We start from the raw sequence: 23,128 nt of genomic DNA on the forward strand, positions 1-23,128 counted from the left end.
CGATCAGGCCCTGACCGATTGCGGCTCCGCCGGCACGGCGCGCAGGATTTCCCGCGCAATATCCGGCAGCGCAACGACGCGATCGACGCAACCGCGGGCGATAGCTTCCTTGGGCATGCCGAACACGATGGAGGTCGCCTCGTCCTGGGCGATGGTGAAGGCACCGGCCTGTTTCATCTCGCCAAGCCCGCGGGCCCCATCGTCGCCCATGCCGGTCATGATGACGCCGACCGCGTTGGCGCCGGCCGCATTCGCCGCCGAACGGAACAGGACATCGACCGACGGGCGATGGCGCGATACCAGCGGCCCCTCGCGCACTTCGACATGATAGCGCGCGCCGCTGCGGACCAGCAGCGTATGGAAATTGCCCGGCGCGATCAGGACGCGGCCGCGCAGGACCGCATCGCCGTTCTCCGCCTCTTTCACTTCCATCTCGCAGAGATCGTTCAAGCGCTTGGCAAACGAGGTGGTGAACTTCTCCGGCATATGCTGGACGATGACGATGCCGGGAGTCGCGGCCGGGAGCATTTCCAGCACCACCCGCAGCGATTCCGTACCGCCGGTCGAGGCGCCGATGCAGATCACGCTCTCGGTGGTCTTCGCCATGGCGTGACTGCGGGGCGGCGGCAGCATGACGTCGGCGGAGAGCTTCTTTTCGGGCTCGTGCGAGCTGGTTTTCTGGCGGCTGCGCAACGCGCCGAGCCGGGCCTTGGCGGCGGCCTTCACGGAGTCGCAAATGTGAATCTTGGCTTCGGCCAGATGTTCGGCGACGCCGACATTCGGCTTCAGGATGATGTCGACCGCACCGGCCTCGAGCGCCTGCAACAGGGTCTGGGAACCGGATTCCACCAGCGACGAGCACATCACGACCGGAATCGGATGCTGTGCCATCAGCTTCCTGAGGAAGGTGATGCCATCCATCCGCGGCATCTCGACGTCGAGCATGATGACGTCCGGCACCTGCTCGGAAATCTTGCGCGCGGCGACGAAAGGATCGGAGGCGACGGCAATGACCTTGATGTTCGGATCGCTTTCCAGAACGGAGGTCAGGGTCTGCCGCACCGTGGCGGAATCGTCGACGATGAGAACTTTGATCTTGCCTGACGTCATGGGCTACTTCCGGCGGAAGATCGTGTTGGCAACCATCTGCAGCGGAAGTTTGGCGCCGGCCAGGGACTCGGAATGACCGAGGAACAGATAGCCGCCGGGCCGCAAATGATCGCAAAGCTTGGCTAGCACGCAGTCCTGGGTCGGCCGGTCGAAATAGATCAGCACGTTGCGCAGGAAGATGATGTCGTGATCCCGGTCGAAGGGATAGCGGTCGTCCATCAGGTTCAAGCGGTGGAAGGAGACTTTGCTGCGCAAGGCGGAGGAGATCAGGATCTCGTTCCGCGCCGGATTTTTCGGCACCAGGACATAGCGCTTGCGGAATTCTTCCGGGATCGGATCGATCATGGTGCGCGGAAACAGACCGGCATAGCCCTTCTGCAGGACGTCGGTCGATACGTCGGTCGCCAGGATCGAATAGTCGAAACGGCCATGGAAGAAATCGTCCACAACCATGGCGGTCGTATACGCCTCCGCGCCCGTCGAGCATGCCGCGCTCCAGATCTTGGCACCGCGACGACCTTCGGCGGCCCAAGCGGGCATCACATGTTCCTGCATGAACACGTAGTGCGCCGGTTCGCGGAAAAAATCCGTTTTGTTGGTGGTAACGGCATCGATGAAGTACGGCACTTCCGGCTCCGCCGCCGCACTGCCGCCGAGCAGAAAGTCGCAGTAGTCGTTGATGTCGGCGATGTCGAGCGCGCGCATGCGCCGCCTCAACCGCCCATCGACCATACTGCGCTTCTTCTCGGTCAGCTTGATGCCGCAGACGCTATAGACAAATGTGCAAAGCTTGCGGAAGTTCTTCTCGCTGAGACCGTAACCGCTTGGTCTCGCGGATGATGCCGAAGTTGTCGTCGCCAATGCCGTTCCACCCATCACGTTTGTGCTCCTAGGCTGCTTTGGCGGCCGACGAAGCGAGGATCGCTACGTCCGCCGTCAGCAGTTTTGACAGATTGAACAGAACGACGAAGCCGCTCTCGCGGCGCACGACGCCGGCGATGTAGTCGGACCGCCAGGCAACGCCCACGTCGGGCGCGCCTTCGATCTGATCGTCGGCAAAGGTTGCCACTTCCAGTACGCGGTCGGCGACCAGACCGAGGGCCAGCGTGCGGTCCGCGAGCGGCACATCGAGGACCATGATCCGCGTTGCCGAGTCCGGCGGCACCTTCGCCATGCCGAGCTTGGAACGCAGATCGATCACCGGCGTGCCGCGGCCGCGCACGTCGATCAGGCCGAGCAGATAGTCGGGCCCCTCCGGGATGCGGAAGCTGTCGCGGTAGTCGAGGATCTCGCGAACCATCGACACCGGAACCGCGAATACTTCCGCCCCGAGGCACAACGTCACGAATTGGGATTCATGCGTCGCAGCTTGCATATCAGGCGTACTCCTTGAACCCGTCATCTTCGGTGCGGCCGTTCGACATGTCGATTGCAAAACCTTTCGCCCTCGCCTGCTGTTCGGCCACGGCAGCGGCGCCGCGGTTGACCTTGCCGGCCCCGGATTTCACGATCTGCTTGGCACCCGCACGCGCAACCGGCATCCGCTTGACCGGCGTCTTCGCCTGCGCTTGGCCGTCCGCTTCATCGGTGCGGAAATAAGCGATGGAGGCCTGCAGCTCTTCCGACTGCGAGGCGAGCTCTTCGCTGGTCGCTGCCATCTCCTCGGAGGCCGACGCATTCTGCTGGGTGACCTTGTCGAGCTGCTGCAGGGCTTCGTTGATCTGCGAGGCGCCGATGTCCTGCTCGCGGCAAGCCGCAGAGATTTCCGCAACCAGTTCGGCCGTCTTGCGGATGTCCGGTACCAGCTTGGCCAGCATTTCGCCGGCCGACTGCGCGGCGCGAACGGTTTCGCCCGACAACCCGCTGATCTCGGCCGCCGCCGTCTGGCTGCGTTCGGCCAGCTTGCGCACTTCCGACGCCACCACGGCAAAGCCTTTGCCGTGCTCGCCGGCCCTCGCCGCTTCCACCGCCGCGTTCAGAGCGAGCAAGTCGGTCTGGCGGGCGATTTCCTGCACGATGGTGATCTTTTCGGCGATGGTCTGCATCGCGTTGACCGCCTTGTTGACCGCATCGCCCGAAGCCTCGGCATCCTTGGCCGACTGCTTGGAGATCTTCTCGGTCTGGGCGGCGTTGTCGGCGTTCTGCTTGATGTTGGAGGCCATCTCTTCCATCGAAGCCGACGCTTCTTCGGTCGAGGCCGCCTGTTCGGTCGCACCCTGGCTCATCTGCTCGACATTGGCCGACAATTCCTGGCTGCCCGACGAGACGTTATTGGCGGCGGCGAATGCATCGCTCACCACACCGCGCAAGCGCCCGACCATGCTCTCGAGCGCCTGAACCATCACGTCGACGTCCGATCTCGGCTTCGGGCTCACCGTCAGATCGCCGCCGGCGATCCGGTTGGCCATTTCGCCAACGTCGCGCAAGGAATGCGTGAGGGTCTTCACGGCAGCCGCCAGCTTGTCGGCCTCCGAACGCAACTTGGGCTCGTAGGACAAGTCGCCCTTGGCCATATTCTCCATAACGTTGGAGATGTGCTGCTCGACTTTCCACAGATCGTGGCAGCTCTTGCCGATGGTATCCTTGTCCGACAGGATGCGCGGTTCCACCGAGAAATCGCCGACCGACATTTTCTCGACAAAAGCCGCCAGCTTGTGCTGACGATCCATCATTCTGTCGAGCGAGATCAGCAGAATGTCGCGGTCGGAACGCTTCTCCGGAACATACGAGAGATCGCCGATCGCAGCGAGTTCCATTCCAGCCGCGATTTTGCGCTCCGATATGACGACTTCCCGGAGAGCCTTTCCAAGCACGTCTTTATCAGACAGGATTTTCGGCTCTTCCGAGAGATCGCCAGCCGAAATCTTGTGCGACACGGCGGTGATATTTCTCAGGTGCGATCTCAGACCGTCGACGGACTTGATGAGATCCTTGATCTCGTCATTGAGCTTATAGGAAATCTCGTTATCGAGATCGCCGATCGCCATAGCGCCCGTCGCGGCACCGATCTTCTTCAGACCCATCATGATGCTGTAGACGATCCAGCTCACGAATGTCGCGGTCACCAGCAGAGCGACGACCGCCGCAATGATCATCGAGTTGCGGGTTCCGACGTATTCCTCATGCGCGATGGCTTTCGAGGCCGCCATGTCCTGCTTGGCGACCGCGACCGCCTCCTGTGCGTCTTTGATGATCGCCTTGAACACCGGCGTCATCGGCCCAAAGACGAGCTGGGATGCCTTGTCCCTCTGGCCACCCAGGACGTATTCGCGGAACTTCGGACCGTACATCCTCAGCGTCTCGGCCTGGATTTCCATGTCCTGATAGGTGGCGCGGTCCTTGTCCGTTGCGAGGTTCCTGGCCTCCGCAATGGCCGCCTCGAAATTCTTGGCGAAGCCGCGGACGTCCGTGTTGTAACCCTGCACCTTCTGGGCGTCCGTCTCGATGATCATGTTCTTATAGAGACGATTGATTTCCATCAGGTTGTAAAGAAGGTCTCCGCTCAGCTCGACGCGTTTGGCCGGCCCAGCCATCACCAGCCCCAACCGATCGTTGAGCGACGACAAGCTTTGGACGGCGACTGCGGACAGGCAGGCCAGCGTGGCGGCAATCAGCCCGAAGCAGAGCACAAACCTCAATTTGACGGAGAAACGCATGACAAATCCTCGTATGCAAACTTTGCTGTGACAGTGGTCGGTCCCGTTGCAGCGTCACACGGACGATCGTCCATATCGCGCTGCAATGGGATCAGGGATCAGAAGGCGACCTGTAGACGGATTGCGGCGGCGCTGTAGCTCTGGCCGACAGCGACGGCGGGAAGATCCGGAGTGGATGCCGAGACGACGGGTCCAGGAACCTGGGTTCGATCGGATTCGACGTACAGATAGTTGAACAACAGACGGATGGTGCTGACCGGGTACCAGTTGAGACCGACGGTCGCGATCCGCTGATTGCCGCCGCGCACGGTATTGTAGAACGTGTAGGTCTTCTGGCTGCCGCTCCATCCGGTCACGACGGCGTCGGCGCTGTTCTCGTGACTGTTGAGATTCAGCGTCGAGTAACGGGCGGCCAGTTCCCACGCGCCCCATCCGCCATCCTTCAGGGAGAGCGGGTGGAACGGCTTTGGATTGCCGAAAGCGCTCGTCGCTTTGATGAAAGGCTTGCTTTCGCCGGTCAGAACCCAGCTTGCCTGCACGTACCAGCCGTGGAAGTCGTTGTTGCCGGGGCGGACCGTCTGTGCCGCGTAGGTGGACGGTGCCGTGTAGACGTTGTAGGCGATGGGCGCGCGGTCGACCTGATAGAGGTAGTATGCCGACTGGACATAGAAGTTCTTCCAGTTCCCCGCCGTTTCCATGCCGGCGCTGGTCACATGATTGGCCGACAGGCTGCCCGTGTTGACGAGCTTCGTTGCCGTCGAGTCGACGGTCAGTTCCGGAAAATCGCCCAGCGTGAAACAATGCAGAGCCGTTCCGCCAGGCGTGGTCTGCTGCGTATCCTGTCCGCCCGCGACCATATCCGGCAGCTTGAAGACGTGAAGGAAATTGCCGCCGACGATGAGGTGCTGGTCGCGTTCCTGATCGGCATAGGCCAGATAGGACAAGCGCCCGACGACCGCCATCTGTTCGTCGAACACGGCTGAGTCCTGCACCTTGCCGCCCGAGTAGGACAGCGCCGCAAACAGCCGGTCACCGGCATACGCGACCGTAACACCTGCCCGTCCCTCGGCACCGGCAATATTGCGCTGCAGGTTGGACGACGAATTGCGCTCGATGAACATCAAATCCGCCGGGCTGGTGCCGTCCTCGATGCTGGACGGCGGCGCGATCGCACCGGCCCGGATCGTCAGCGGCCCAAAACCGTCATACTGCACATAGGAGTATAAGATGCTGCCGGGCGTTTCGATCGCGGAGTTGCCGAAGTTGTAGAGCAACAGATACGACCAATTGCCGAACATCTTGCCTTTCACGCCGATCGCGGAGCGCCGGATGTTGGTGCCGCTGGACAAGTCGGGTCCATAGGACGGCCCCAGCGTCGTCGCGCGGTGGCCTTGCATATAGTAGCCATAGTCGACCTGCATCAGGCCGGTCAGGGATATGGCGAACGAGTTGTCATCCGAGCTGATCGTCGGAGAGCCGTTGACCAGAGACACACGAACCGCGGTGTCCTTCTTCTTCTCCACCGCGTATTGTTCCTGAAACGCAGCGAGTTTGCGCTGCATCTCGTCGACTTTGTCGTTCGACGACTTCTTGAGATTGTCGAACTGCGACTGCATTTCCTGGATTTGACGCTGCAGATCCTGCGTGTCGCTCTGCGAAGCAGCTTGAGCCGACGGCACCAGGGCGACCAGAAGAGATAGAACGAGCGTTACTCGGGATGACATGAAAGAAACCTTTGGTGATGTGAGCTAGGCCGCCGAACGAAGCTTGACGTCCGACGGATTGTTGATGGCGCAGAGCGATGCCATGTCTGCCGTGAGGAGATTCGACAGATTGAACAGAACGACGAAGCCGCTCTCGCGGCGCACAACGCCGGCGATGTAGTCGGACCGCCAGGCAACGCCCACGTCGGGCGCGCCTTCGATCTGATCGTCGGCGAAGGTTGCCACTTCCAGCACCCGGTCGGCGACCAAGCCCAGGGCCAGCGTGCGGTCCGCGAGCGGCACATCGAGGACCATGATCCGCGTTGCCGAGTCCGGCGGCACCTTCGCCATGCCGAGCTTGGAGCGTAGATCGATCACCGGCGTGCCGCGGCCGCGCACGTCGATCAGGCCGAGCAGATAGTCGGGCCCTTCCGGGATGCGGAAGCTGTCGCGGTAGTCGAGGATCTCGCGAACCATCGACACCGGCACCGCGAACACTTCCGCTCCGAGGCACAACGTCACGAATTGGGATTCATGCGTCGCAGTTTGCATATCAGGCGTACTCCTTGAACCCGTCCTCGTCGGTGCGGCTGTTCGACAGATCGAGCGCAAAGCCTTTCGCACGCGCCTGCTGTTCGGCGACCGCACTGGCACCGCGGTTGAGCTTGCCCGGAGCCTTTGCAAGCTTGGCGGCGGGCTTGACGTTCATATGGGCGACCGATGTGTGCTTGGCGGAGACTTGAACCGATTTCGCCTGCCCCTGCCCCGTATTGTCGGTGCGGAAATAGGCGATGGAGGCCTGCAGCTCCTCGGCCTGCGAGGCGAGTTCCTCGCTGGTCGCCGACATTTCCTCGGACGCCGAGGCGTTCTGCTGGGTAACCTTATCGAGCTGCTGGATGGCTTCGTTGATCTGCGACGCGCCGATGTCCTGCTCGCGGCAAGCCGCAGAAATCTCCGACACCAGTTCCGCCGTCTTGCGGATATCGGGCACCAGCTTCATCAACATTTCGCCGGCCGACTGCGCCGCCCGGACGGTTTCGCCGGAAAGTCCGCTGATCTCGGTGGCCGCGGTCTGGCTGCGTTCGGCGAGCTTGCGCACTTCCGACGCAACGACCGCAAACCCCTTGCCGTGCTCGCCGGCGCGGGCCGCTTCGACGGCCGCGTTCAGAGCCAGCAAATCGGTCTGACGGGCGATTTCCTGCACGATGGTGATCTTTTCGGCGATGGTCTGCATCGCGCTGACCGCCTTGTTGACGGCCTCGCCGCTCGCCTCGGCATCCTTGGCCGACTGCTTGGATATCTTTTCGGTCTGGGCGGCGTTGTCGGCGTTCTGCTTGATGTTGGACGCCATCTCTTCCATCGACGCGGAGGCTTCTTCGGCCGAAGACGCCTGTTCGGTCGCACCCTGGCTCATCTGTTCCGAGGTGGCCGACAGTTCCTGGCTGCCCGACGAAACGTTGTTGGCGGCGGCGACGGCGTCGCTCACCACGCTGCGCAGACGCTCGACCATGCTTTCCAGCGCCTTGCCCAGCTTGTCCTTCTCCGACAGCGGCTTGGGCTGAACGGTGAGATCGCCGCCGGCGATCTTGTCGGCCAGACCCGCGGTGTTGCGCAGGTTGGCGGTCATCACGTTGACGGAGTCGACGACATCCTTGATTTCGTCATTGGTCTTGACGTCGATGTGCTGCTCGAGATCGCCGATCGCGACGGCCTGCGCCATCAGGTTGATCTTCTTGAGGCCGGTGTTGATCGAGATCATCACCCAGGCGGCAGAGGAAATCGCCAGAACCAACGCCAAGATCACCACGCCGATCAGAACGCGGCGGGTAGCCTGGTAGGAATCCTCGGCATCCGTCTCGGCCTGCTTCAACTGCGTGCGGGTCATCTCGACCAGATCGTCGGTTTCCGCCGTGATCGCATTGTTGGCCTTGCGCAAATCACCGAACGACAGCGCGGTCGCTTCCGCATCCTTGCCCTCGAGGGCGAGCTGACGCAGTTTGGTATCGAGCGACTTGAACGTGTCCCAGCTGGCCCGGATCTCGTTGTATTTGAGCTTGCCTTTTTCCGAGGCAATGGCATCGCCGCGCGTGATAAACTCGTCGACTTCGCTGCGCAATTTCGTCAGCTTTTCGTCGTAGCCGCGGATTTCCTGCGCGTCCGACTCCAAGATCATGTTCTTCTGGGTACGGGCGATGTCCATGAACGAGTCATGAATGTTCAGCGCCACGTTCATGCGCTCCACCGGCCCGGCGATCATGGATTTCAGGGTGTCATTGAGCGATGAAAGGCTGTTAACGGCAACAAAGGCAGCTACCAGAAGCATCGTGGCGATGAGCCCGAATGTGACAGCCAATTTCAGTTTGATGGTGAAGCGCATTTCCCCCTCCTGGAGGTATCGGATTGGTGGACCAGAGGCAGCAACGCCTCACGCGTATTCCTTGAAGCCGTCGGTGTCCGACTGCCCCTGTGTCATATCGAGTGCAAATCCTTTGACCCGAGCCTGCTGCTCGGCGACCGTGCCGCGCGCCGCGGGCTTGCCGGACGTCTTCGCCATGGATTTGACCGTGGGCTTTCCGGCCGCTTTGACGGCCTTCTTATCGGGCGTACGGCTTTGGCGAGCTTCTCCGCCTGCCAGATCGGTGCGGAAATAGGCGATCGACGACTGCAGCTCTTCGGCCTGCGATGCGAGCTCCTCGCTGGTCGCCGACATTTCCTCGGACGCCGAAGCGTTCTGCTGGGTAACCTTATCGAGCTGCTGGATGGCTTCGTTGATCTGCGAGGCGCCAATATCCTGCTCGCGACAGGCCGCAGAAATCTCCGACACCAGTTCCGCCGTCTTGCGGATATCGGGCACCAGCTTCATCAGCATTTCGCCGGCCGACTGCGCCGCACGGACGGTTTCGCCGGAAAGTCCGCTGATCTCGGTCGCCGCGGTCTGGCTGCGTTCGGCCAGCTTGCGCACTTCCGACGCCACAACCGCGAACCCCTTGCCGTGTTCGCCGGCGCGGGCCGCTTCGACGGCCGCATTCAAGGCCAGAAGATCGGTCTGACGGGCAATCTCCTGCACGATGGTGATCTTTTCGGCGATGGTCTGCATTGCGCTGACCGCCTTGTTGACGGCCTCGCCGCTCGCCTCGGCATCCTTGGCCGATTGCTTGGAGATTTTCTCCGTCTGGGCGGCGTTGTCGGCGTTCTGCTTGATGTTGGAGGCCATCTGCTCCATCGAAGCCGAGGCTTCTTCGGCCGAAGACGCCTGCTCGGTCGCGCCCTGGCTGATCTGCTCGGCGGTGGCCGACAGTTCCTGGCTGCCCGAAGAAACGTTGTTGGAGGCCGCCGCGGCGTCGCCGACGACTCCGCGCAGGCGTTCGACCATCACGCGCAAGGCGTTGCCGATTTCGTCCTTTTCCGACTGGGCCTGGATATCGACGGTCAGATCGCCCTCGGCGATCTTCTCCGCCATCGACGCGATTTCGCGTAAGGTTTTCACCATCGCGATGAGCGCGATGACCAGCTTGTCGTCGTCCGAACGCATATGCGGGTCGTAGGACAGATCGCCGATGGCAATCTTGCCCATACCGGCCACGACGCGGCGCTCGGCCGCGACGACCGCCGTCAATGCCTTGCCGAGCTCATCCTTCTCGGAATGGACGACCGGATCCTTGGTGAGATCGCCGACCGCAATGGCGTGCGCCACGATCGCGCTTTCCCGCAGCGAATGAACCATGTCGCGGATCGAAATGACGAGCTTGTCGCTCTCCGAACGCGGCTTGGGCTCGAACGACAGATCGCCTTGCGCGACCTGGATCATATCCTGCGTGATCTTCCGTTCCGTGGTCACCAGATCGGCGAGCGACTTGCCGATGACGTCGGCGTCCGAAAGCACCTCCGGCGTCTTCGACAGATCGCCGGTGGCCATACGTTCGGCCAGCGCCGCGATATCGCGGAAGCGGTTCATCATCGCAACCAGCGATCCCGCCAGCTTGTCGCTCTCCGACCGCATCTTGGGCGCATACGACAGATCGCCGACCGCGGCCTTTTCGGTGCCGGCCGAAATGCGGCGCTCCGCGGCCAAAACCAGTTGCAGTGCCCTGCTGAGCGCATCCTTGTCAGACGCGGGGACGGGATCACGACTGAGATCGCCCACCGACATGCGGGTCACGACATCGGTCGTCGCCTTCAGGTGCGCGGCGATGCCGTTGAGCCCGTCGGCCAGGTCCTTGATCTCGTCATCGCTGCGGCGCTCGACCGCCAGATCGAGTTCGCCTTTCGCCAGCGACTGCACGGCTGCGCCGACCTGCTTCAAGCCGCCGGAAACCGTGCGCGTCGCCCAGATGCCTGCCGCCACAGCTACGACGGCGATCACGGCAGCAATGGAGCCGGAGAGGATGCCGCCGGTCATCCCGCCGAACGCGGTGGCCATCAACGTCATGGACAGAACCGCGATTAATCCAAAACACAACACAAAAGTCGTTTTGATGGTGAACCGCATATCCCCCTCCGGGTAACGTCCGAACCCAAAGCCCCCCTACAAGGCTGCGACCGGACGCGAGTTGAAAAAGTTTCCTCCGACGTATTTCATGCAGATGCCGTGATGTTTCCCGCCGCCGTCTTCACGCGTATTCCTTGAAGCTGCCGTCGTCCGGCTCCTGATTTTTCATGTCGAGCGCGAACCCTTTGATGCGGGCCTGCTGCTCCGCTACCGCATTGCGAGCGAGGCTTGACGCTGCCTTGGCGGCCGGCGCGCCCACTTGCTTGCGGTGAGCCGAAACAGGCCGCCCGCGCTGACTGGACGACTCGTCGGTGCGGAAATAGGCAATCGAGGTCTGCAACTCCTCCGATTGGGAGGCGAGTTCCTCGCTGGTCGCCGACATTTCTTCGGACGAAGCAGAATTCTGCTGCGTGACCTTGTCGAGCTGCTGGATGGCTTCGTTGATCTGCGATGCGCCGATGTCCTGCTCGCGGCAAGCCGCAGAAATCTCCGACACCAGTTCCGCCGTCTTGCGGATGTCGGGCACCAGCTTGACCAGCATTTCGCCGGCCGTCTGAGCGGCTTTCACCGTCTCCGAGGACAGGCCGCTGATCTCGGTGGCCGCCGTCTGGCTGCGTTCGGCAAGCTTACGCACTTCCGACGCGACGACGGCAAAGCCCTTGCCGTGTTCGCCGGCCCGCGCCGCTTCCACCGCCGCGTTGAGAGCCAGCAGATCCGTCTGGCGCGCGATCTCCTGCACGATGGTGATCTTCTCGGCGATCGTCTGCATGGCCGCGACGGCCTTGTTGACTGCATCACCCGAGGCTTCGGCGTCCTTGGCCGACTGCTTCGAGATCCTCTCGGTCTGTGCGGCGTTGTCGGCGTTCTGCTTGATGTTGGAAGCCATTTGCTCCATCGAAGCGGACGCCTCTTCGGCCGCAGCAGCCTGTTCGCTCGCGCCCTGGCTCATCTGCTCGGCGGTAGCCGACAGTTCCTGGCTGCCCGACGAAACGTTGTTCGCGGCGGCGACAGCATCCCCAACCACGCCGCGCAAGCGCTCGACCATGGTCTTCAGGGCGTTGCCGATCTCGTCCTTGTCCGATTGCGGCTTGACGTTCACCGTCAGGTCGCCACCGGCGATCTGACCGGCCATCGTGGCGATCTGGCGCAAGGTCTTGACCATGAGGATGAGCGACGAGGCCAGCTTGTCGCCGTCCGACCGCATCTTGGGATCATAGCTGAGATCGCCGATGGAGATCTTCTCCATACCGCCTGCGACCTTGCGCTCGGCGGTGACGACGGCCACCAGCGCCTTGCCGAACTCGTCTTTCTCGGAGCGGACCGTCGGATCCTTGGTGAGATCGCCGATGGCAATGGCGTGCGCCACGGCGGCGCTATCGCGCAGCGACAACACCATCTGCTTCATCGCGATGACCAGCTTGTCGTTTTCCGACCGCGGCTTGGGTTCATAGGAGAGATCGCCTTTGGCGAGGTCGTCCATCAGACCGGCGATGCGGCGTTCCATAGTGACGAGCTGGTTCAGCGATTTGCCGATCTCGTCGCTTTCCGAGAGAATCTGCGCGTCCTTCGACAGATCGCCGACCGCGAGCCTCTTGGCGAATTCCTCGATCCGCCGCAGCCGCGCCATCATCTTGATCAACGAACCGGCCAGCTTGTCGCCGTCCGACCGCATCTTGGGATCGTAGCTGAGATCGCCGATCGAGATCTTCTCCATGCCGGCCACGACCTTGCGCTCGGCCGTTATGACTGCCGTCAGCGCTTTGCCGAAATCGTCCTTATCGGAACGGATGGTCGGATCTTTGGTGAGATCGCCGATGGCGATGGCCTGGGCCACCGCGGCGCTGTCGCGCAATGCAAGCACCATTTCCTTCATCGCGATGACGAGCTTGTCCGTCTCCGACCGCGGCCGGGGTTCGTAGGACAGATCGCCCTGAGCCATCTGATCCATCACTTCGGCGACGCGGCGTTCGTTCTTGATAAGGTCGGCGAGCGCCTTGCCGATGACGTCGTTCTCGGACAGGATGTTGGGATCGCGCGACAGGTCGCCCTTGGCGAGATTCTCGGCGAAGGCTCCGATCGCCCGGAGGCGCGCCATCATCTTGATCAAGGCGCCGGCCAGCTTGTCGCCGTCGGACCGCATCTTGGGGTCGTAGCTGAGATCGCCGACCGCAAGCTTTTCCGTTCCGGCCGCGACTTTGCGCTCGGCGACCAGAACCTGGGTCAGTGCCTTGCTGAGGGTGTCGTGATCGGACGCGATCTTGGGATCGCGGCTGAGATCGCCGATCGATATGCGCGTCGCGACGTCGGCCGTATCCCGCAAATGGGCGGTCGCCGTGTTGAGCGCATCCGCAATGTCCTTGATCTCGTCGTTGGCGGTATGCGCAATGGTGCGGCTGAGATCGCCGTCGGCAAGCGCGGCGGCGTGGGAGGACAGCTTTCCGAGACCGCTATTCACGGCATCGATCAACCAAAACGCTGCACCGGCGGAGACGCACACGAGCGCCGCACCGATTGCCCACAAGAGCGTCTGAGAACCCTGCCCGCCGGCCGCAACGGCCGTCAGAGCGAGGGACAACACGGCAATCAGTGCAAAAGCCGATACCAGTTTCAGTTTAATCGTAAAACGCATTTTACTAACCTCGAGTACGCTACTCAGTGTTGGGTGAAGGCAGACGTGTCCGTGCTGCGGCCGGTGGCGAAGATCCGTTCGAGTTCCGGCACGACGATGAAGTCTCCGGACCGTTTGGCGAGGCAGCGGATGAAGTCCTGCCGCCAGCGCATACCGACGCGCGGCGCGGTTTCCGCCGCGGCCTTTTCCAGAACGGTCACTTCGTGCACCTTGTCGGCCTTCAGACCGACCAGCGTGGCTTCGCCGTCCATTTCGATCTCGATCACGATAATCCGGCTGTCCGCCGTTACGCCTGCGGGTTCGAACCCGAAAGCCTTGTGCAGATCGGCCAGCGGAATGACGCGTCCGCGGAAATTGACCAGACTGCCGACCATCGCCGAAGCGCCGGGTACGACGGTTTCCGGAATGCGATCGAGAATTTCGCGCACAAGTCCCGCTTCGATGGCAAAGGTTTCGCCCTGCATGTCGAAGGTCAGAACCTGCATGTGGCCGGCATCGTCCCAGCCGTTAGTCAGTTCACCGGTCATGGCATTACACCGCGGCGCGAAGCCGCTCCTCCTGTTTCTGTCCAACGGCCACCAGATGCATCACGTCGAGGATCAGTGCGACGGAGCCGTCTCCCAGGATGGTCGCACCGGAGAAGGTGTCGACCGCCGCATGGAAGCACGACAGCGGCTTGATCACGGTCTGGTGATGGCCAAGAATTTGATCGACCACCAAGCCGACGCGCTCGGATCCCGTCGAAACCACCACGATCTTCTGATAGAGATCGGGAGCGGTTCCGGTCGCGAACAGTTCGCGCAGCCGGAGGAATGGAACAAGCGCATCGCGCAAGGTCAGGAAGGTGCGTCCGATCGAGCGCTCGTCCTGCTCCGTCGACAGCTCGACGCATTCCTCGACGCACGACAGCGGGATGACATAACGCCCGCCGCCGACACGGACCAGAAGTCCGTCGATAATCGCCAGCGTCAGCGGAATGCGCAGGTTCACGCACGAGCCGGCCCCTGGCTTGGAGGTCATCTCGATGGCGCCGCGCAGTCCTTCGATCGTGCGCTTGACCACGTCCATGCCGACACCGCGTCCCGACAGGTTGGTGATCTTCGAGGCCGTGGAGAAGCCCGGCTGGAAGATGAGCTGATTGATTTCGCTGTCGCTCAACACCGCACCGGGCGCGATCAGGCCATTCTCTTCGGCTTTGGCCCGCACACGGTCGCGATTGATGCCGCGACCGTCGTCGATCACCGAGATCACCACTTCGGCACCCGCCTGACGGGCCGACAGGGTCACGCGTCCCGTTTCCGGCTTGCCGGCAGCCCGGCGCTCCTCCGGCGTCTCCAACCCATGATCGGCAGAGTTGCGGATAAGATGGATCAGCGGATCGGCAAGCCGTTCGATCACGGTCTTGTCGAGTTCGGTCGTTTCGCCTTCGGTGATGAACTCGATCTGCTTGCCGGTGTCGCGCGCGAGATCGTGGATCAAACGGCGGAAGCGCCCGAACAACTGGCTGATCGGCACCATGCGGACAAACATCATGGAGTCGCGCAATTCCGACGCCAGACGTTCGATTTCCTCGGCGACCGAGCGCAAGCCCGTGTCCGACGTCGTGCCCGCCACCTGCTTGAGGCGCGATTGCGCGATCATCAGCTCGCCGACCTGGTCGAGCAATTCGTCGAGGCGGCTGGCCGGAACGCGCACGGTTTCCCCGGCCATGGTATGGCGGGTTTCGAACTTTTCCGCCGGCTGATTTGCGTCTTTCGGCGTCTCCGCGGCGTGAACCTCGGCGGTTTCCGCAGCCGTTTCGGCAGCCGGCGGCGCGGTGCCCTCTTCCTCGATAGATAATGTCATTTCGTCGATGACGAAGATGAACACTTCTTCGATGGCCGACCGCGGATGTGCCGTCGTCAGACGCACGTCCCACGCCAGATGGCATTCGGTGGGGACCAGCGCCGGCAATTCCGGAACATCGTCCGCTACCGCCTTGACCTCCGCCTCGCCCAACGCACGCAGCTCGTCGAGCAGCGCCAGCGGACGCGTGCCGTTGACAAAACTGTCGGACGGCAGCGTGAATTTGATGCGCCAAGTCTTGGAAGGAGGCTGAGTTGGGGTGTTCTCGCCATCGTCCTCCATGGCTTGACGCAATCCGGCTAGCAGCGCTTCGCCGTTCTCCGACCGAGCATCCGGCCGTTCGGCAAGCGCGCGCATATGATCTAGAGCGGCCAGTACGGCGCCGATCAGTTTCGGCGTGGCGGTGGCGCGCCCCTTGCGAACCCGATCGAACGCGGTTTCGCAATGGTGGGTGAACGAGGCCAACGCCTCGAAACCGAACATCGCGCCCGAGCCTTTCAGCGTGTGAAGGGCGCGGAAAACCTGGGCGACCGTCTCGCCGTCCTCGGGATTGTTTTCGAGATCGAGCAGACCCTGTTCGATCTGTTCCAGGAGCTCCTGGGACTCAACACGGAATACCTGTAGCGGATCGGTGACGCTCATCGTGCAAGAACCTTCTCAACGATTCTGATCAATTGATCGGCCGCGAACGGCTTGGTGATCCAGCCGGTCGCCCCGGCGGCCTTGGCCTGCTGCTTCAGTCCCGCATCGCTTTCAGTGGTGAGCAGCAGGACCGGAATGCCGACGTACTGGGGCAGCTTGCGAAGCTCGCGCACCATCGAGAGGCCGTCCATGCGCGGCATATTGAAATCGGTGATGACGAGATCGAAGCCGGACTGCCCGGCCTTCTGCAGACCGTCCATGCCGTCAACGGCTTCGGACACCGTATGTCCGCCGCCGGCCAGCGCGATCTTCACCGTCTGTCGTATCGAGGCGGAATCGTCCACCGTCAGTATTGTGGCCATTACTTGCCTCCCGCGTTACCGAGCCAGAAGGAGCGATCCTCGGGCGAGGAGACGAACCCTCCCCGCTCAAGAAGCTCCCGCAGCGAATCCGGAGCCGGCGTCACGGCAAACGACTTGCCTTCCGACGCCGCGGACCGTCGCGCGGACTCCACGAGCTGCACGAATGTGAGATCAGCATCGGTAACGGCATCCAGCTTGAGACGGATATTGCCGCCACGCTCGAACGCCTGTTTCAGATCGTTATGGATCTGGCCGATGGTTTGTATGTCAGCGATATTTGTCACGCCGACGTTGGTCGGTTTGGAACGCACCGCATTTCCCCCGCACTAGCAGTCGAATGTCTCGACGCTCGGTAAGGTAAACACGACGGCTCAACGTCCCGCTAAGCGATGTATAGCAGCGCGATACCGCTTGCGCTTGCACCCACTCGGAAGTGAACGACAGATTGTCACAGAGATTTGTTTTGTACGTCCACAGACGAATTCGTTTGGCCTACGTCCAGAGCACTTCAGATTGCATGCGAGGCGAGGAATATCGCGTGCGTTCAGCGCTAACGGCTCCGCAACGCCCCGACATCGTCATCGAGGGTTGCGCGGCAATGCGGAAATTATCGTCCTGATGTTTCGGCTATGGTCGTGTCGCAGGCTCGCCTACAAGGTGATGTCTTTGTACGGACGAACCGGTCATTCGAACGCCGGCGATAGATCTGCGGGCTTTCGCCGGGTGCGGATGCACGGGATGATCGAACGAAGCGGACGTCAGGATCCGCATTGGCGCCGAGATTTCCTTGGTTAATCAAACGTAAAGAAGTGCGCGACGCCGCCGCCGGGCCGTGCCATACTCGCTGCGGCCGACAATGTAGTGTCCTTTCAAGCCGATGCCGAAGACACGCATCAACCTTGCGTTGCGAGTTGAGAAACCATCGTGGGGACGAGCGATCGCCACTCCGATGGTGCTGATCGCGTTTCTGCTGCAGATATTCGTCGTCCAAACCCACGTCCATTTTCCGGCGGCGACATCGGCCGATATCGGACACGCCGCTTCCGGCGCTCCATCCGACGCGCTTCGTCTGGCGAAGCACACAGGCGACGCTGCGATGGCGCACTGTCCCTGGTGCCAGGCCGTCCTCGCGAGCGGGAATTACCTTCCCCCTACGGCATTGCCGATCGCCCTCCCCGTCGCGTTCGGGTTTCTCGATCCGATCATCCAGCACGCACCCGCCGCGATTTCGGCATCCTCGCATGCATGGCATAGCCGGGCCCCGCCGGCCTAATTCCCCTAGCGGCGGAGACCTTCCCTCCGTTGCGAACTCTCTCACCGCATTTTCGGGTACGTCCAGCGCAGCCGCTTCGGCACCTGCGCCACGACGCGAGCACAGGGGCGATCGATGCTATCCAGGACACAACTGACGGTTTTGACGATTTTCGCTTTTTCATTTCTGGCAGCGTTGGTGCCGCAAGCTGCACAAGCCGGGACAACGACAGATACCCGGATCGCCGGGCCAGTGGCGGTATCGGTGGTGCGCGGAAACCAGACGTTCCTGTTGTCGACGCAGAATGCGCCAAACGGCAAACTCCTGTTCCTCCGGAACGGCCAGCCGCCGGACATGGCAGCGGAACTGATGCCGGCACGCCCGGATCGCACGCTCCTGTCCGTCCATCCCGCAGCCGACGGTTTGTATGTGCTGGCGCGGAAAAGTGCGCGCATGATGCTTCTGCGCATTCCGGTTCAACCGGATGGAGGCATGGACCCCGCCCTGCCGCAGAAAATCGCCGCCAACTGCCGCAACTGCCGTTCGTTCCCGGCGCTTCGGTTTTCCCAAATCACCGACATCGCCATACCGGACGGCACGATCATCGCGATCCAGGCCGATGCGCGAACGCCGGGCATTACGATCGTATTGGAGCGTCGCGGCGCGAAACCGGAGCATCTTCGCTACGATCCGGCGCTCGGGCAGTTCGTCGGCGGGCAAAGCGTACCTCTGATGTAGAGCCCCGCGTTCGCACAGGCGTTGCACTTCGCAGTACTTTGTTTTCCGAAAGTTTGAAGACGTTTTGACGCGCCCCCCTTGAGCGCGCACCTTCCCCATGGCCTATATTGCCACGTTAGTTGCGACTAGTTCTCAATACTATTTACTACCTGCGGCCGTCCGGGGAGCCGACCGGCCTTACGAGGGGAAGTGCTTGGAATGACGGGAAGAACGGATACGCCTGACGCCGCCCGGCGCCGCCGGCGCGTTCTTCCGATGCTGGCGGCGGCGGCCATCGCGGCCGCAATACCGGGCTTTGCCCAAAACGCGGCAACCGGCACGCCCGATAGTATATGGACACAGGATACGCTGACCGGCACCTGGGCCGGGCTGCGCACCGACCTGCAGGATCGCGGCGTGACGCTGAGCGCGTCGGAAGTGGCCGAAACCTTCAGCAACACCTCCGGCGGCCGCAAAACCGGCACCGTGTTCACCGGCCGCGCCGAGTTCGATCTCGATCTCGACCTCGAACGGCTGGCGGGTTGGCGCGGCGCTACCATTCACGTCAACGCGCTTCAAATCCATGGCCGCGGACTGACGGCCGACACACTGGGCGGCAACCTGCTCGATCCTTCCAGCATCGAGGCCAACCGCGCCACCCGCCTGTTCGACGCGTATCTCGAGCAAAAGCTGTTCGACGACACCCTGTCGATCCGCATCGGCCAGATTGCCGCCGACGACGAATTCCTGCTGAGCGATTATGCGGCCGCGCTCGTCAACGGCACCTTCGGCTGGGCCGCGATCATGGCTGCCGACCTGCCGAACGGCGGTCCGGGCTATCCGCTGTCGACTCCCGGCGTGCGGGTGAAATGGACGCCGGACATGTCGTTCTCCTGGCAAACGGCGGTTTTCAACGGCGATCCGGCCGGAGACTGCAGCGGCAACGGGCAGGTCTGCAACGACAACGGCCTGACCTTCAGCACCGACAAGGACGTGTTCGTCATCAGCGAGATCGGCTACGTCGTGCCCGGCGATCTTCCCGCCAGCTTCAAATTGGGCGGCTGGTATCACTCGGGCCATTTCACCGATCTGCGCTATGACGAGGACAAAGACCTGGCGGCGGTTACCGGGGCGGAGCCGTATACGCGGCGGGGCGATTACGGCTTCTACGCGGTGATCGACAAACGTCTGTGGCGGGAAGGCGAAAGCGAGAACCAGGGGCTCGGCGGATTTTTCCGCGTCGGCGCCGCACCCGGAGACCGCAATATGGTCTCCTTCTACGCCGATGCCGGTCTCAGCTATATCGGCCTCATCGAGGGGCACGACAACGATGTCCTCGCCCTCGGCTTCGCGTACGCCAAGATCAGCGACCGCGTCCGCGATTTCGATCGCGACTACAATCTCGCCAATCCATCGGCCCAACGCCCGCTGCGCGACTACGAAGCGGTGGTCGAGCTGTCGTATAGTTATGTCGTCGCCCCGTGGTGGACGATCCAGCCCGACATCCAGTACATCATCCACCCCGCCGGCCACAGCGCCGATCCCGAGGCCCCATTGCCGTCACCGGCGATGAAGAACGCATTCGTCATCGGGCTGCGGACTGCGATTCAGATCTAGACGTACTACGGGGCTGAGGGGCGCCCGGCACAGGTAGCCGAGCGCCCCCTCGTCTTCTACAGCGACCCTTTCACATGAGCGGTCTTGCCGACCGGCTGACCGCCGCCGACGCTGACGCCGATCCGGCCCTGCGGCACATCCTTCAGCGTAAAGCTCACCTCGCGGCTTTCGCCGGCCTTGAGATGCACGCGCTGGAAGCCTTTCAGGGAGCGGATTTCCTCGCCGGTCCCCGACGTATAGAGCTGCACCACTTCGTCGCCGTCGCGCGCCGAAGCGTTCTTCACCGTGGCGCTCACCGTCGCGTCCGCACCATTGCGGACCGCCTTCAATCCCGAATAGGTGAAACGGGAATAGCTGAGGCCGTATCCGAAGCGATAAAGCGGCTCGCCTTTGAAATAGCGATAGGTGCGCCCCTTCATGGCGTAATCGGTGAAGGCCGGCACCTGGTCGAGACCCTTGTAGAAGGTCACCGGCAAACGGCCCGACGGATTGTTGGAGCCGGCCAGCGTTTGCGCCACCGCCGTGCCGGTCTCTTCGCCGCCGTACCAGGCCTGCAGCACCGCAGCCGCATGCTTGTCGGCAAAGTTCACGCTGAGCGCGCTGCCGCTGGTCAGGACTACCACCACCGGCTTGCCGGTCGCCACCACGGCTTCGATCAACTTCTCCTGCGGTTCGGGCAGATCGATGCTGGTGCGGTCGCCACCGAGGAAGCCGGGAATTTTCACCCACGGATTCTCTTCGCCCTCGAGCGACGAATTGAGGCCGACGAACACCACCGCCACGTCCGACTGCTTGGCGACATCGGCCGCCTCGCGGAGCGCCGCCTGTTTCGGAGCGATCCAGAACAGATCGGTCGTGCCTTCGGGACCATTCTGCTGCAGCTCGACGCGGATCGAATACTTGTGCCCGCCGATCAGGTTCAACTTGGCGTCCGCGTTGCGCGACGCCATCATGCCGACCGGTTGCGCGCCGGGGATGGCGCTGGGGCCTTGCGTGACATTGGTCCCGACATCCTTGCCGTCGATGAACATGTGAATCTTGCCGCCGCGATTCCAGATATGGGTGCGGGCGGCGAGCAGGTATTCGCCACTGACCGGCGGCGTGAAGGTGCCGGTCCAGCGGATCGAGTATTTCTCACCGCGGATGACGGCCTGCGCGGCCGCATCGCTCGAACGCTGGTTGAAGGCAATGCGCGCCTCGTCGCGCACGAGTTTGGGCGTGCCGGCAAAATCGGGATTGTCGAAATACTCGGCCTTGACGCCCGGCGTCTTGCCGTCCGCCGAACTCAGCGCGGCCGAAGAGACCGGCACCGGCGTCGAGTCCGTATAGCTGGCGCCGACCGCATAGCGCACCGTGGCATCCGAGAACTGATGCTGAATGCCTTCCAGTGGCGTGACCTGACGGGTCGAAATGCCGTTGTAGTTGCCCAGCAGCGCGCCGGGATCATCCGCCGACGGACCGAGGACCGCGATTTTCTTGATCGAGGCCTTGAACGGAAGGATGCCCTTGTTCTTCAACAGGACGATGGCCTTGTTTTCCGCCTCCAGGGCGAGCTTGCGGTGCGCCGCGGAATCGTTCTCGCTGATCGGGATGGAGGCATAAGGAACGCGGTCCGCCGGATCGAACATGCCGAGCCGGATGCGCGCCACCAACAGCCGTTCCAGCGCGCGATTGATTTCCGCCTCGCTGATGGTGCCGGCTTTCACCTCGTCCGGCAGCGTCTCGTATTCGGTGCCGCAAGTGATGTCGGTGCCCGCCTTGACGGCCGCAACCGCCGCCGCGCCCATCGTCTTCGTATACTTGTGGTTCTGATAGATATCGCCGACCGCGCCGCAGTCGCTGACGACATAACCGGCGAAGCCCCACGCATCGCGCAAATGCTTCTGCAACAGATCGGGCGACGCGCAACCGGGCACGCCGTCGACCGAGTTGTAAACGCACATCACCGATTCCGCTTTGCCTTCGGTGACGGCGGTTCGGAATGCGGGCAGATAAGTGTTGTTCAGGTCGTAGTCGCTGATCTTGGCATCGAAGCCGTGGCGCAGCGTTTCCGGACCCGAATGGACGGCATAGTGCTTCGGCGTCGCCACCGTCTTGAGATAGCGGGGATCGTCGCCCTGCATGCCGCGGACGAATGCGGCGCCCAACTGGCCCGACAGGAACGGGTCTTCGCCGTAGGTCTCCTGGCCGCGGCCCCAGCGCGGATCGCGGAAGATGTTGATGTTGGGCGACCAGAAGGTCAGCGCGATGTCGGTCGGCATGACGCCCGGACGGGCCGGAACGCCGTTGCGCTGGGCTTCATGGAATTTCGCCCGCGCTTCAGTCGACGTGACATCGGCGACGCGATGGATCAGGTCGGTATCAAACGTCGCGCCCAGTCCGATAGCCTGGGGGAAAGCGGTGGCGTGCCCGTTGGCGACGCCGTGCAAAGCCTCGCCCCACCAGTTGTAGGCCGGAATGCCGAGCCGCGGAATCGCGGGCGAGCCGCTCTGCATCTGCAGGACTTTTTCCTGCAGCGTCATGCGGGAAATGAGATCGGCGGCGCGCGCCTGCGGCGACAGATTGGGATCGAGATACGGCGCTGCGTTCTGGCCGAAAGCGGTCGTCCCGAAAGCAAGCAGCAAGATTGACGGAAATACCCAGTGAGAGGCGCGCATGTATCCTTCCCCGATTTTTTTGTCTGAGAAGTTGATAGCTGCTTCGCCGGCTCTCTTCAATTCGCGGAAGACGGATCGCGCGTTTGCCCACTCTTTCCCAACGCAGCCGCGCTACAAATCTGAGTGAGCGTGCGTTCTCACGGATACCGCGAACGCCACATTAATAGGACGCGATGGCCTCCTTGGCCCTCATCGGGCAGATAGTCGCAAGATCCCCGCGCGGTTGCCTCGGGCGGACCAACGAAGAGCGATCCGAACGCGGCGGCAGCTAAGCGCCCGCCCGCCCGTCCGGTCACCCACACCCCGTAAAAGAGAAAAGAACGTCATCGGCCCTTTGACGGACTGCTCCAGCGGAAGCTCTCACGGCGAATTATTCGGCGTTTTGCGACGGAACTGGAATACCGGATGGCCATTGTCGAATAGGGTACGAGCACGGTACAGCGCTGCGA

Annotated in this window: 17 protein-coding genes; 3 read left to right on the forward strand and 14 right to left on the reverse strand. The window is 62.4% G+C overall.

The annotated features are described in order from the left end of the window. Positions 1 to 3: 3 nt before the first annotated feature. From FHS84_RS18435 to FHS84_RS18495, 13 genes are all read right to left on the reverse strand, one after another. On the reverse strand, positions 4 to 1,110 hold the full coding sequence (locus FHS84_RS18435; RefSeq protein ID WP_166936998.1) for a protein-glutamate methylesterase/protein-glutamine glutaminase: 1,107 nt from the start codon (positions 1,108 to 1,110) through the stop codon (positions 4 to 6). 3 nt (positions 1,111 to 1,113) lie between these two features. Beyond that, positions 1,114 to 1,986, reverse strand: coding sequence for a CheR family methyltransferase (locus FHS84_RS18440; protein ID WP_166937055.1), 873 nt, complete (start codon positions 1,984 to 1,986; stop codon positions 1,114 to 1,116). 13 nt (positions 1,987 to 1,999) lie between these two features. Beyond that, on the reverse strand, positions 2,000 to 2,485 hold the full coding sequence (locus FHS84_RS18445; protein ID WP_166936999.1) for a chemotaxis protein CheW: 486 nt from the start codon (positions 2,483 to 2,485) through the stop codon (positions 2,000 to 2,002). Position 2,486: 1 nt separating this feature from the next. Next, a complete protein-coding gene (locus FHS84_RS18450; RefSeq protein ID WP_208393955.1) occupies positions 2,487 to 4,766 on the reverse strand; it encodes a HAMP domain-containing methyl-accepting chemotaxis protein in 2,280 nt (759 codons plus the stop codon). Positions 4,767 to 4,864: 98 nt separating this feature from the next. After that, positions 4,865 to 6,490: an OprO/OprP family phosphate-selective porin gene (locus FHS84_RS18455; RefSeq protein WP_166937000.1), complete on the reverse strand. Its 1,626-nt coding sequence runs from the start codon at positions 6,488 to 6,490 to the stop codon at positions 4,865 to 4,867. A 24-nt stretch (positions 6,491 to 6,514) separates the two neighbouring features. Beyond that, positions 6,515 to 7,021 (reverse strand): chemotaxis protein CheW, encoded by a 507-nt coding sequence (locus tag FHS84_RS18460; RefSeq protein ID WP_166937001.1) that lies wholly within the window; start codon positions 7,019 to 7,021, stop codon positions 6,515 to 6,517. 1 nt (position 7,022) lies between these two features. After that, positions 7,023 to 8,846: a methyl-accepting chemotaxis protein gene (locus FHS84_RS18465; protein WP_166937002.1), complete on the reverse strand. Its 1,824-nt coding sequence runs from the start codon at positions 8,844 to 8,846 to the stop codon at positions 7,023 to 7,025. A 48-nt stretch (positions 8,847 to 8,894) separates the two neighbouring features. Beyond that, a complete protein-coding gene (locus FHS84_RS18470) occupies positions 8,895 to 10,958 on the reverse strand; it encodes a methyl-accepting chemotaxis protein (protein WP_166937003.1) in 2,064 nt (687 codons plus the stop codon). 121 nt (positions 10,959 to 11,079) lie between these two features. Then, positions 11,080 to 13,587, reverse strand: coding sequence for a methyl-accepting chemotaxis protein (locus FHS84_RS18475; protein ID WP_166937004.1), 2,508 nt, complete (start codon positions 13,585 to 13,587; stop codon positions 11,080 to 11,082). 23 nt (positions 13,588 to 13,610) lie between these two features. After that, the gene (locus tag FHS84_RS18480; protein ID WP_166937005.1) at positions 13,611 to 14,114 is read right to left on the reverse strand and encodes a chemotaxis protein CheW; all 504 of its coding nucleotides are present in this window, start codon (positions 14,112 to 14,114) and stop codon (positions 13,611 to 13,613) included. 4 nt (positions 14,115 to 14,118) lie between these two features. Further along, complete coding sequence (locus tag FHS84_RS18485; RefSeq protein WP_166937006.1) at positions 14,119 to 16,074, reverse strand: chemotaxis protein CheA; 1,956 nt, start codon at positions 16,072 to 16,074, stop codon at positions 14,119 to 14,121. Then, positions 16,071 to 16,436, reverse strand: coding sequence for a response regulator (locus FHS84_RS18490; RefSeq protein WP_166937007.1), 366 nt, complete (start codon positions 16,434 to 16,436; stop codon positions 16,071 to 16,073). Before FHS84_RS18490 ends, FHS84_RS18485 begins: the two co-directional genes overlap by 4 nt. Beyond that, positions 16,436 to 16,747, reverse strand: a complete 312-nt coding sequence (locus tag FHS84_RS18495; RefSeq protein ID WP_166937008.1) for an STAS domain-containing protein — start codon at positions 16,745 to 16,747, stop codon at positions 16,436 to 16,438. The genes FHS84_RS18490 and FHS84_RS18495 overlap by 1 nt, the downstream gene beginning before the upstream one ends. 638 nt (positions 16,748 to 17,385) lie before the next feature. On the opposite strand from FHS84_RS18495, the gene FHS84_RS18500 reads away from it, so the two are divergent. From FHS84_RS18500 to FHS84_RS18510, 3 genes are all read left to right on the forward strand, one after another. After that, positions 17,386 to 17,709: a hypothetical protein gene (locus FHS84_RS18500; RefSeq protein ID WP_166937009.1), complete on the forward strand. Its 324-nt coding sequence runs from the start codon at positions 17,386 to 17,388 to the stop codon at positions 17,707 to 17,709. Positions 17,710 to 17,823: 114 nt separating this feature from the next. After that, complete coding sequence (locus FHS84_RS18505; RefSeq protein WP_166937010.1) at positions 17,824 to 18,426, forward strand: hypothetical protein; 603 nt, start codon at positions 17,824 to 17,826, stop codon at positions 18,424 to 18,426. Between the two features lie 198 nt (positions 18,427 to 18,624). Then, a complete protein-coding gene (locus tag FHS84_RS18510) occupies positions 18,625 to 20,022 on the forward strand; it encodes a carbohydrate porin (protein WP_166937011.1) in 1,398 nt (465 codons plus the stop codon). Positions 20,023 to 20,078: 56 nt separating this feature from the next. Here the strand turns inward: FHS84_RS18510 and FHS84_RS18515 are convergent, their stop codons facing one another. Then, complete coding sequence (locus FHS84_RS18515; RefSeq protein ID WP_166937012.1) at positions 20,079 to 22,679, reverse strand: glycoside hydrolase family 3 C-terminal domain-containing protein; 2,601 nt, start codon at positions 22,677 to 22,679, stop codon at positions 20,079 to 20,081. Between the last annotated feature and the right edge of the window lie 449 nt (positions 22,680 to 23,128).

Origin of the sequence: Rhizomicrobium electricum (genome assembly GCF_011762045.1) — a bacterium.
Classification (GTDB): Bacteria; Pseudomonadota; Alphaproteobacteria; order Micropepsales; family Micropepsaceae; genus Rhizomicrobium; species Rhizomicrobium electricum.

Bases quoted from the DNA above. Each gene is read 5' to 3' on its own strand.
- FHS84_RS18435 (WP_166936998.1), bottom strand. From the start codon at position 1,110: ATGACGTCAGGCAAGATCAAAGTTCTCATCGTCGACGATTCCGCCACG.
- FHS84_RS18475 (WP_166937004.1), bottom strand. From the start codon at position 13,587: ATGCGTTTTACGATTAAACTGAAACTGGTATCGGCTTTTGCACTGATT.
- FHS84_RS18510 (WP_166937011.1), top strand. From the start codon at position 18,625: ATGACGGGAAGAACGGATACGCCTGACGCCGCCCGGCGCCGCCGGCGC.
- FHS84_RS18470 (WP_166937003.1), bottom strand. From the start codon at position 10,958: ATGCGGTTCACCATCAAAACGACTTTTGTGTTGTGTTTTGGATTAATC.
- FHS84_RS18505 (WP_166937010.1), top strand. From the start codon at position 17,824: ATGCTATCCAGGACACAACTGACGGTTTTGACGATTTTCGCTTTTTCA.
- FHS84_RS18455 (WP_166937000.1), bottom strand. From the start codon at position 6,490: ATGTCATCCCGAGTAACGCTCGTTCTATCTCTTCTGGTCGCCCTGGTG.
- FHS84_RS18465 (WP_166937002.1), bottom strand. From the start codon at position 8,846: ATGCGCTTCACCATCAAACTGAAATTGGCTGTCACATTCGGGCTCATC.
- FHS84_RS18490 (WP_166937007.1), bottom strand. From the start codon at position 16,436: ATGGCCACAATACTGACGGTGGACGATTCCGCCTCGATACGACAGACG.
- FHS84_RS18485 (WP_166937006.1), bottom strand. From the start codon at position 16,074: ATGAGCGTCACCGATCCGCTACAGGTATTCCGTGTTGAGTCCCAGGAG.
- FHS84_RS18445 (WP_166936999.1), bottom strand. From the start codon at position 2,485: ATGCAAGCTGCGACGCATGAATCCCAATTCGTGACGTTGTGCCTCGGG.
- FHS84_RS18450 (WP_208393955.1), bottom strand. From the start codon at position 4,766: ATGCGTTTCTCCGTCAAATTGAGGTTTGTGCTCTGCTTCGGGCTGATT.
- FHS84_RS18460 (WP_166937001.1), bottom strand. From the start codon at position 7,021: ATGCAAACTGCGACGCATGAATCCCAATTCGTGACGTTGTGCCTCGGA.
- FHS84_RS18480 (WP_166937005.1), bottom strand. From the start codon at position 14,114: ATGACCGGTGAACTGACTAACGGCTGGGACGATGCCGGCCACATGCAG.
- FHS84_RS18500 (WP_166937009.1), top strand. From the start codon at position 17,386: ATGGTGCTGATCGCGTTTCTGCTGCAGATATTCGTCGTCCAAACCCAC.
- FHS84_RS18515 (WP_166937012.1), bottom strand. From the start codon at position 22,679: ATGCGCGCCTCTCACTGGGTATTTCCGTCAATCTTGCTGCTTGCTTTC.
- FHS84_RS18440 (WP_166937055.1), bottom strand. From the start codon at position 1,986: ATGGGTGGAACGGCATTGGCGACGACAACTTCGGCATCATCCGCGAGA.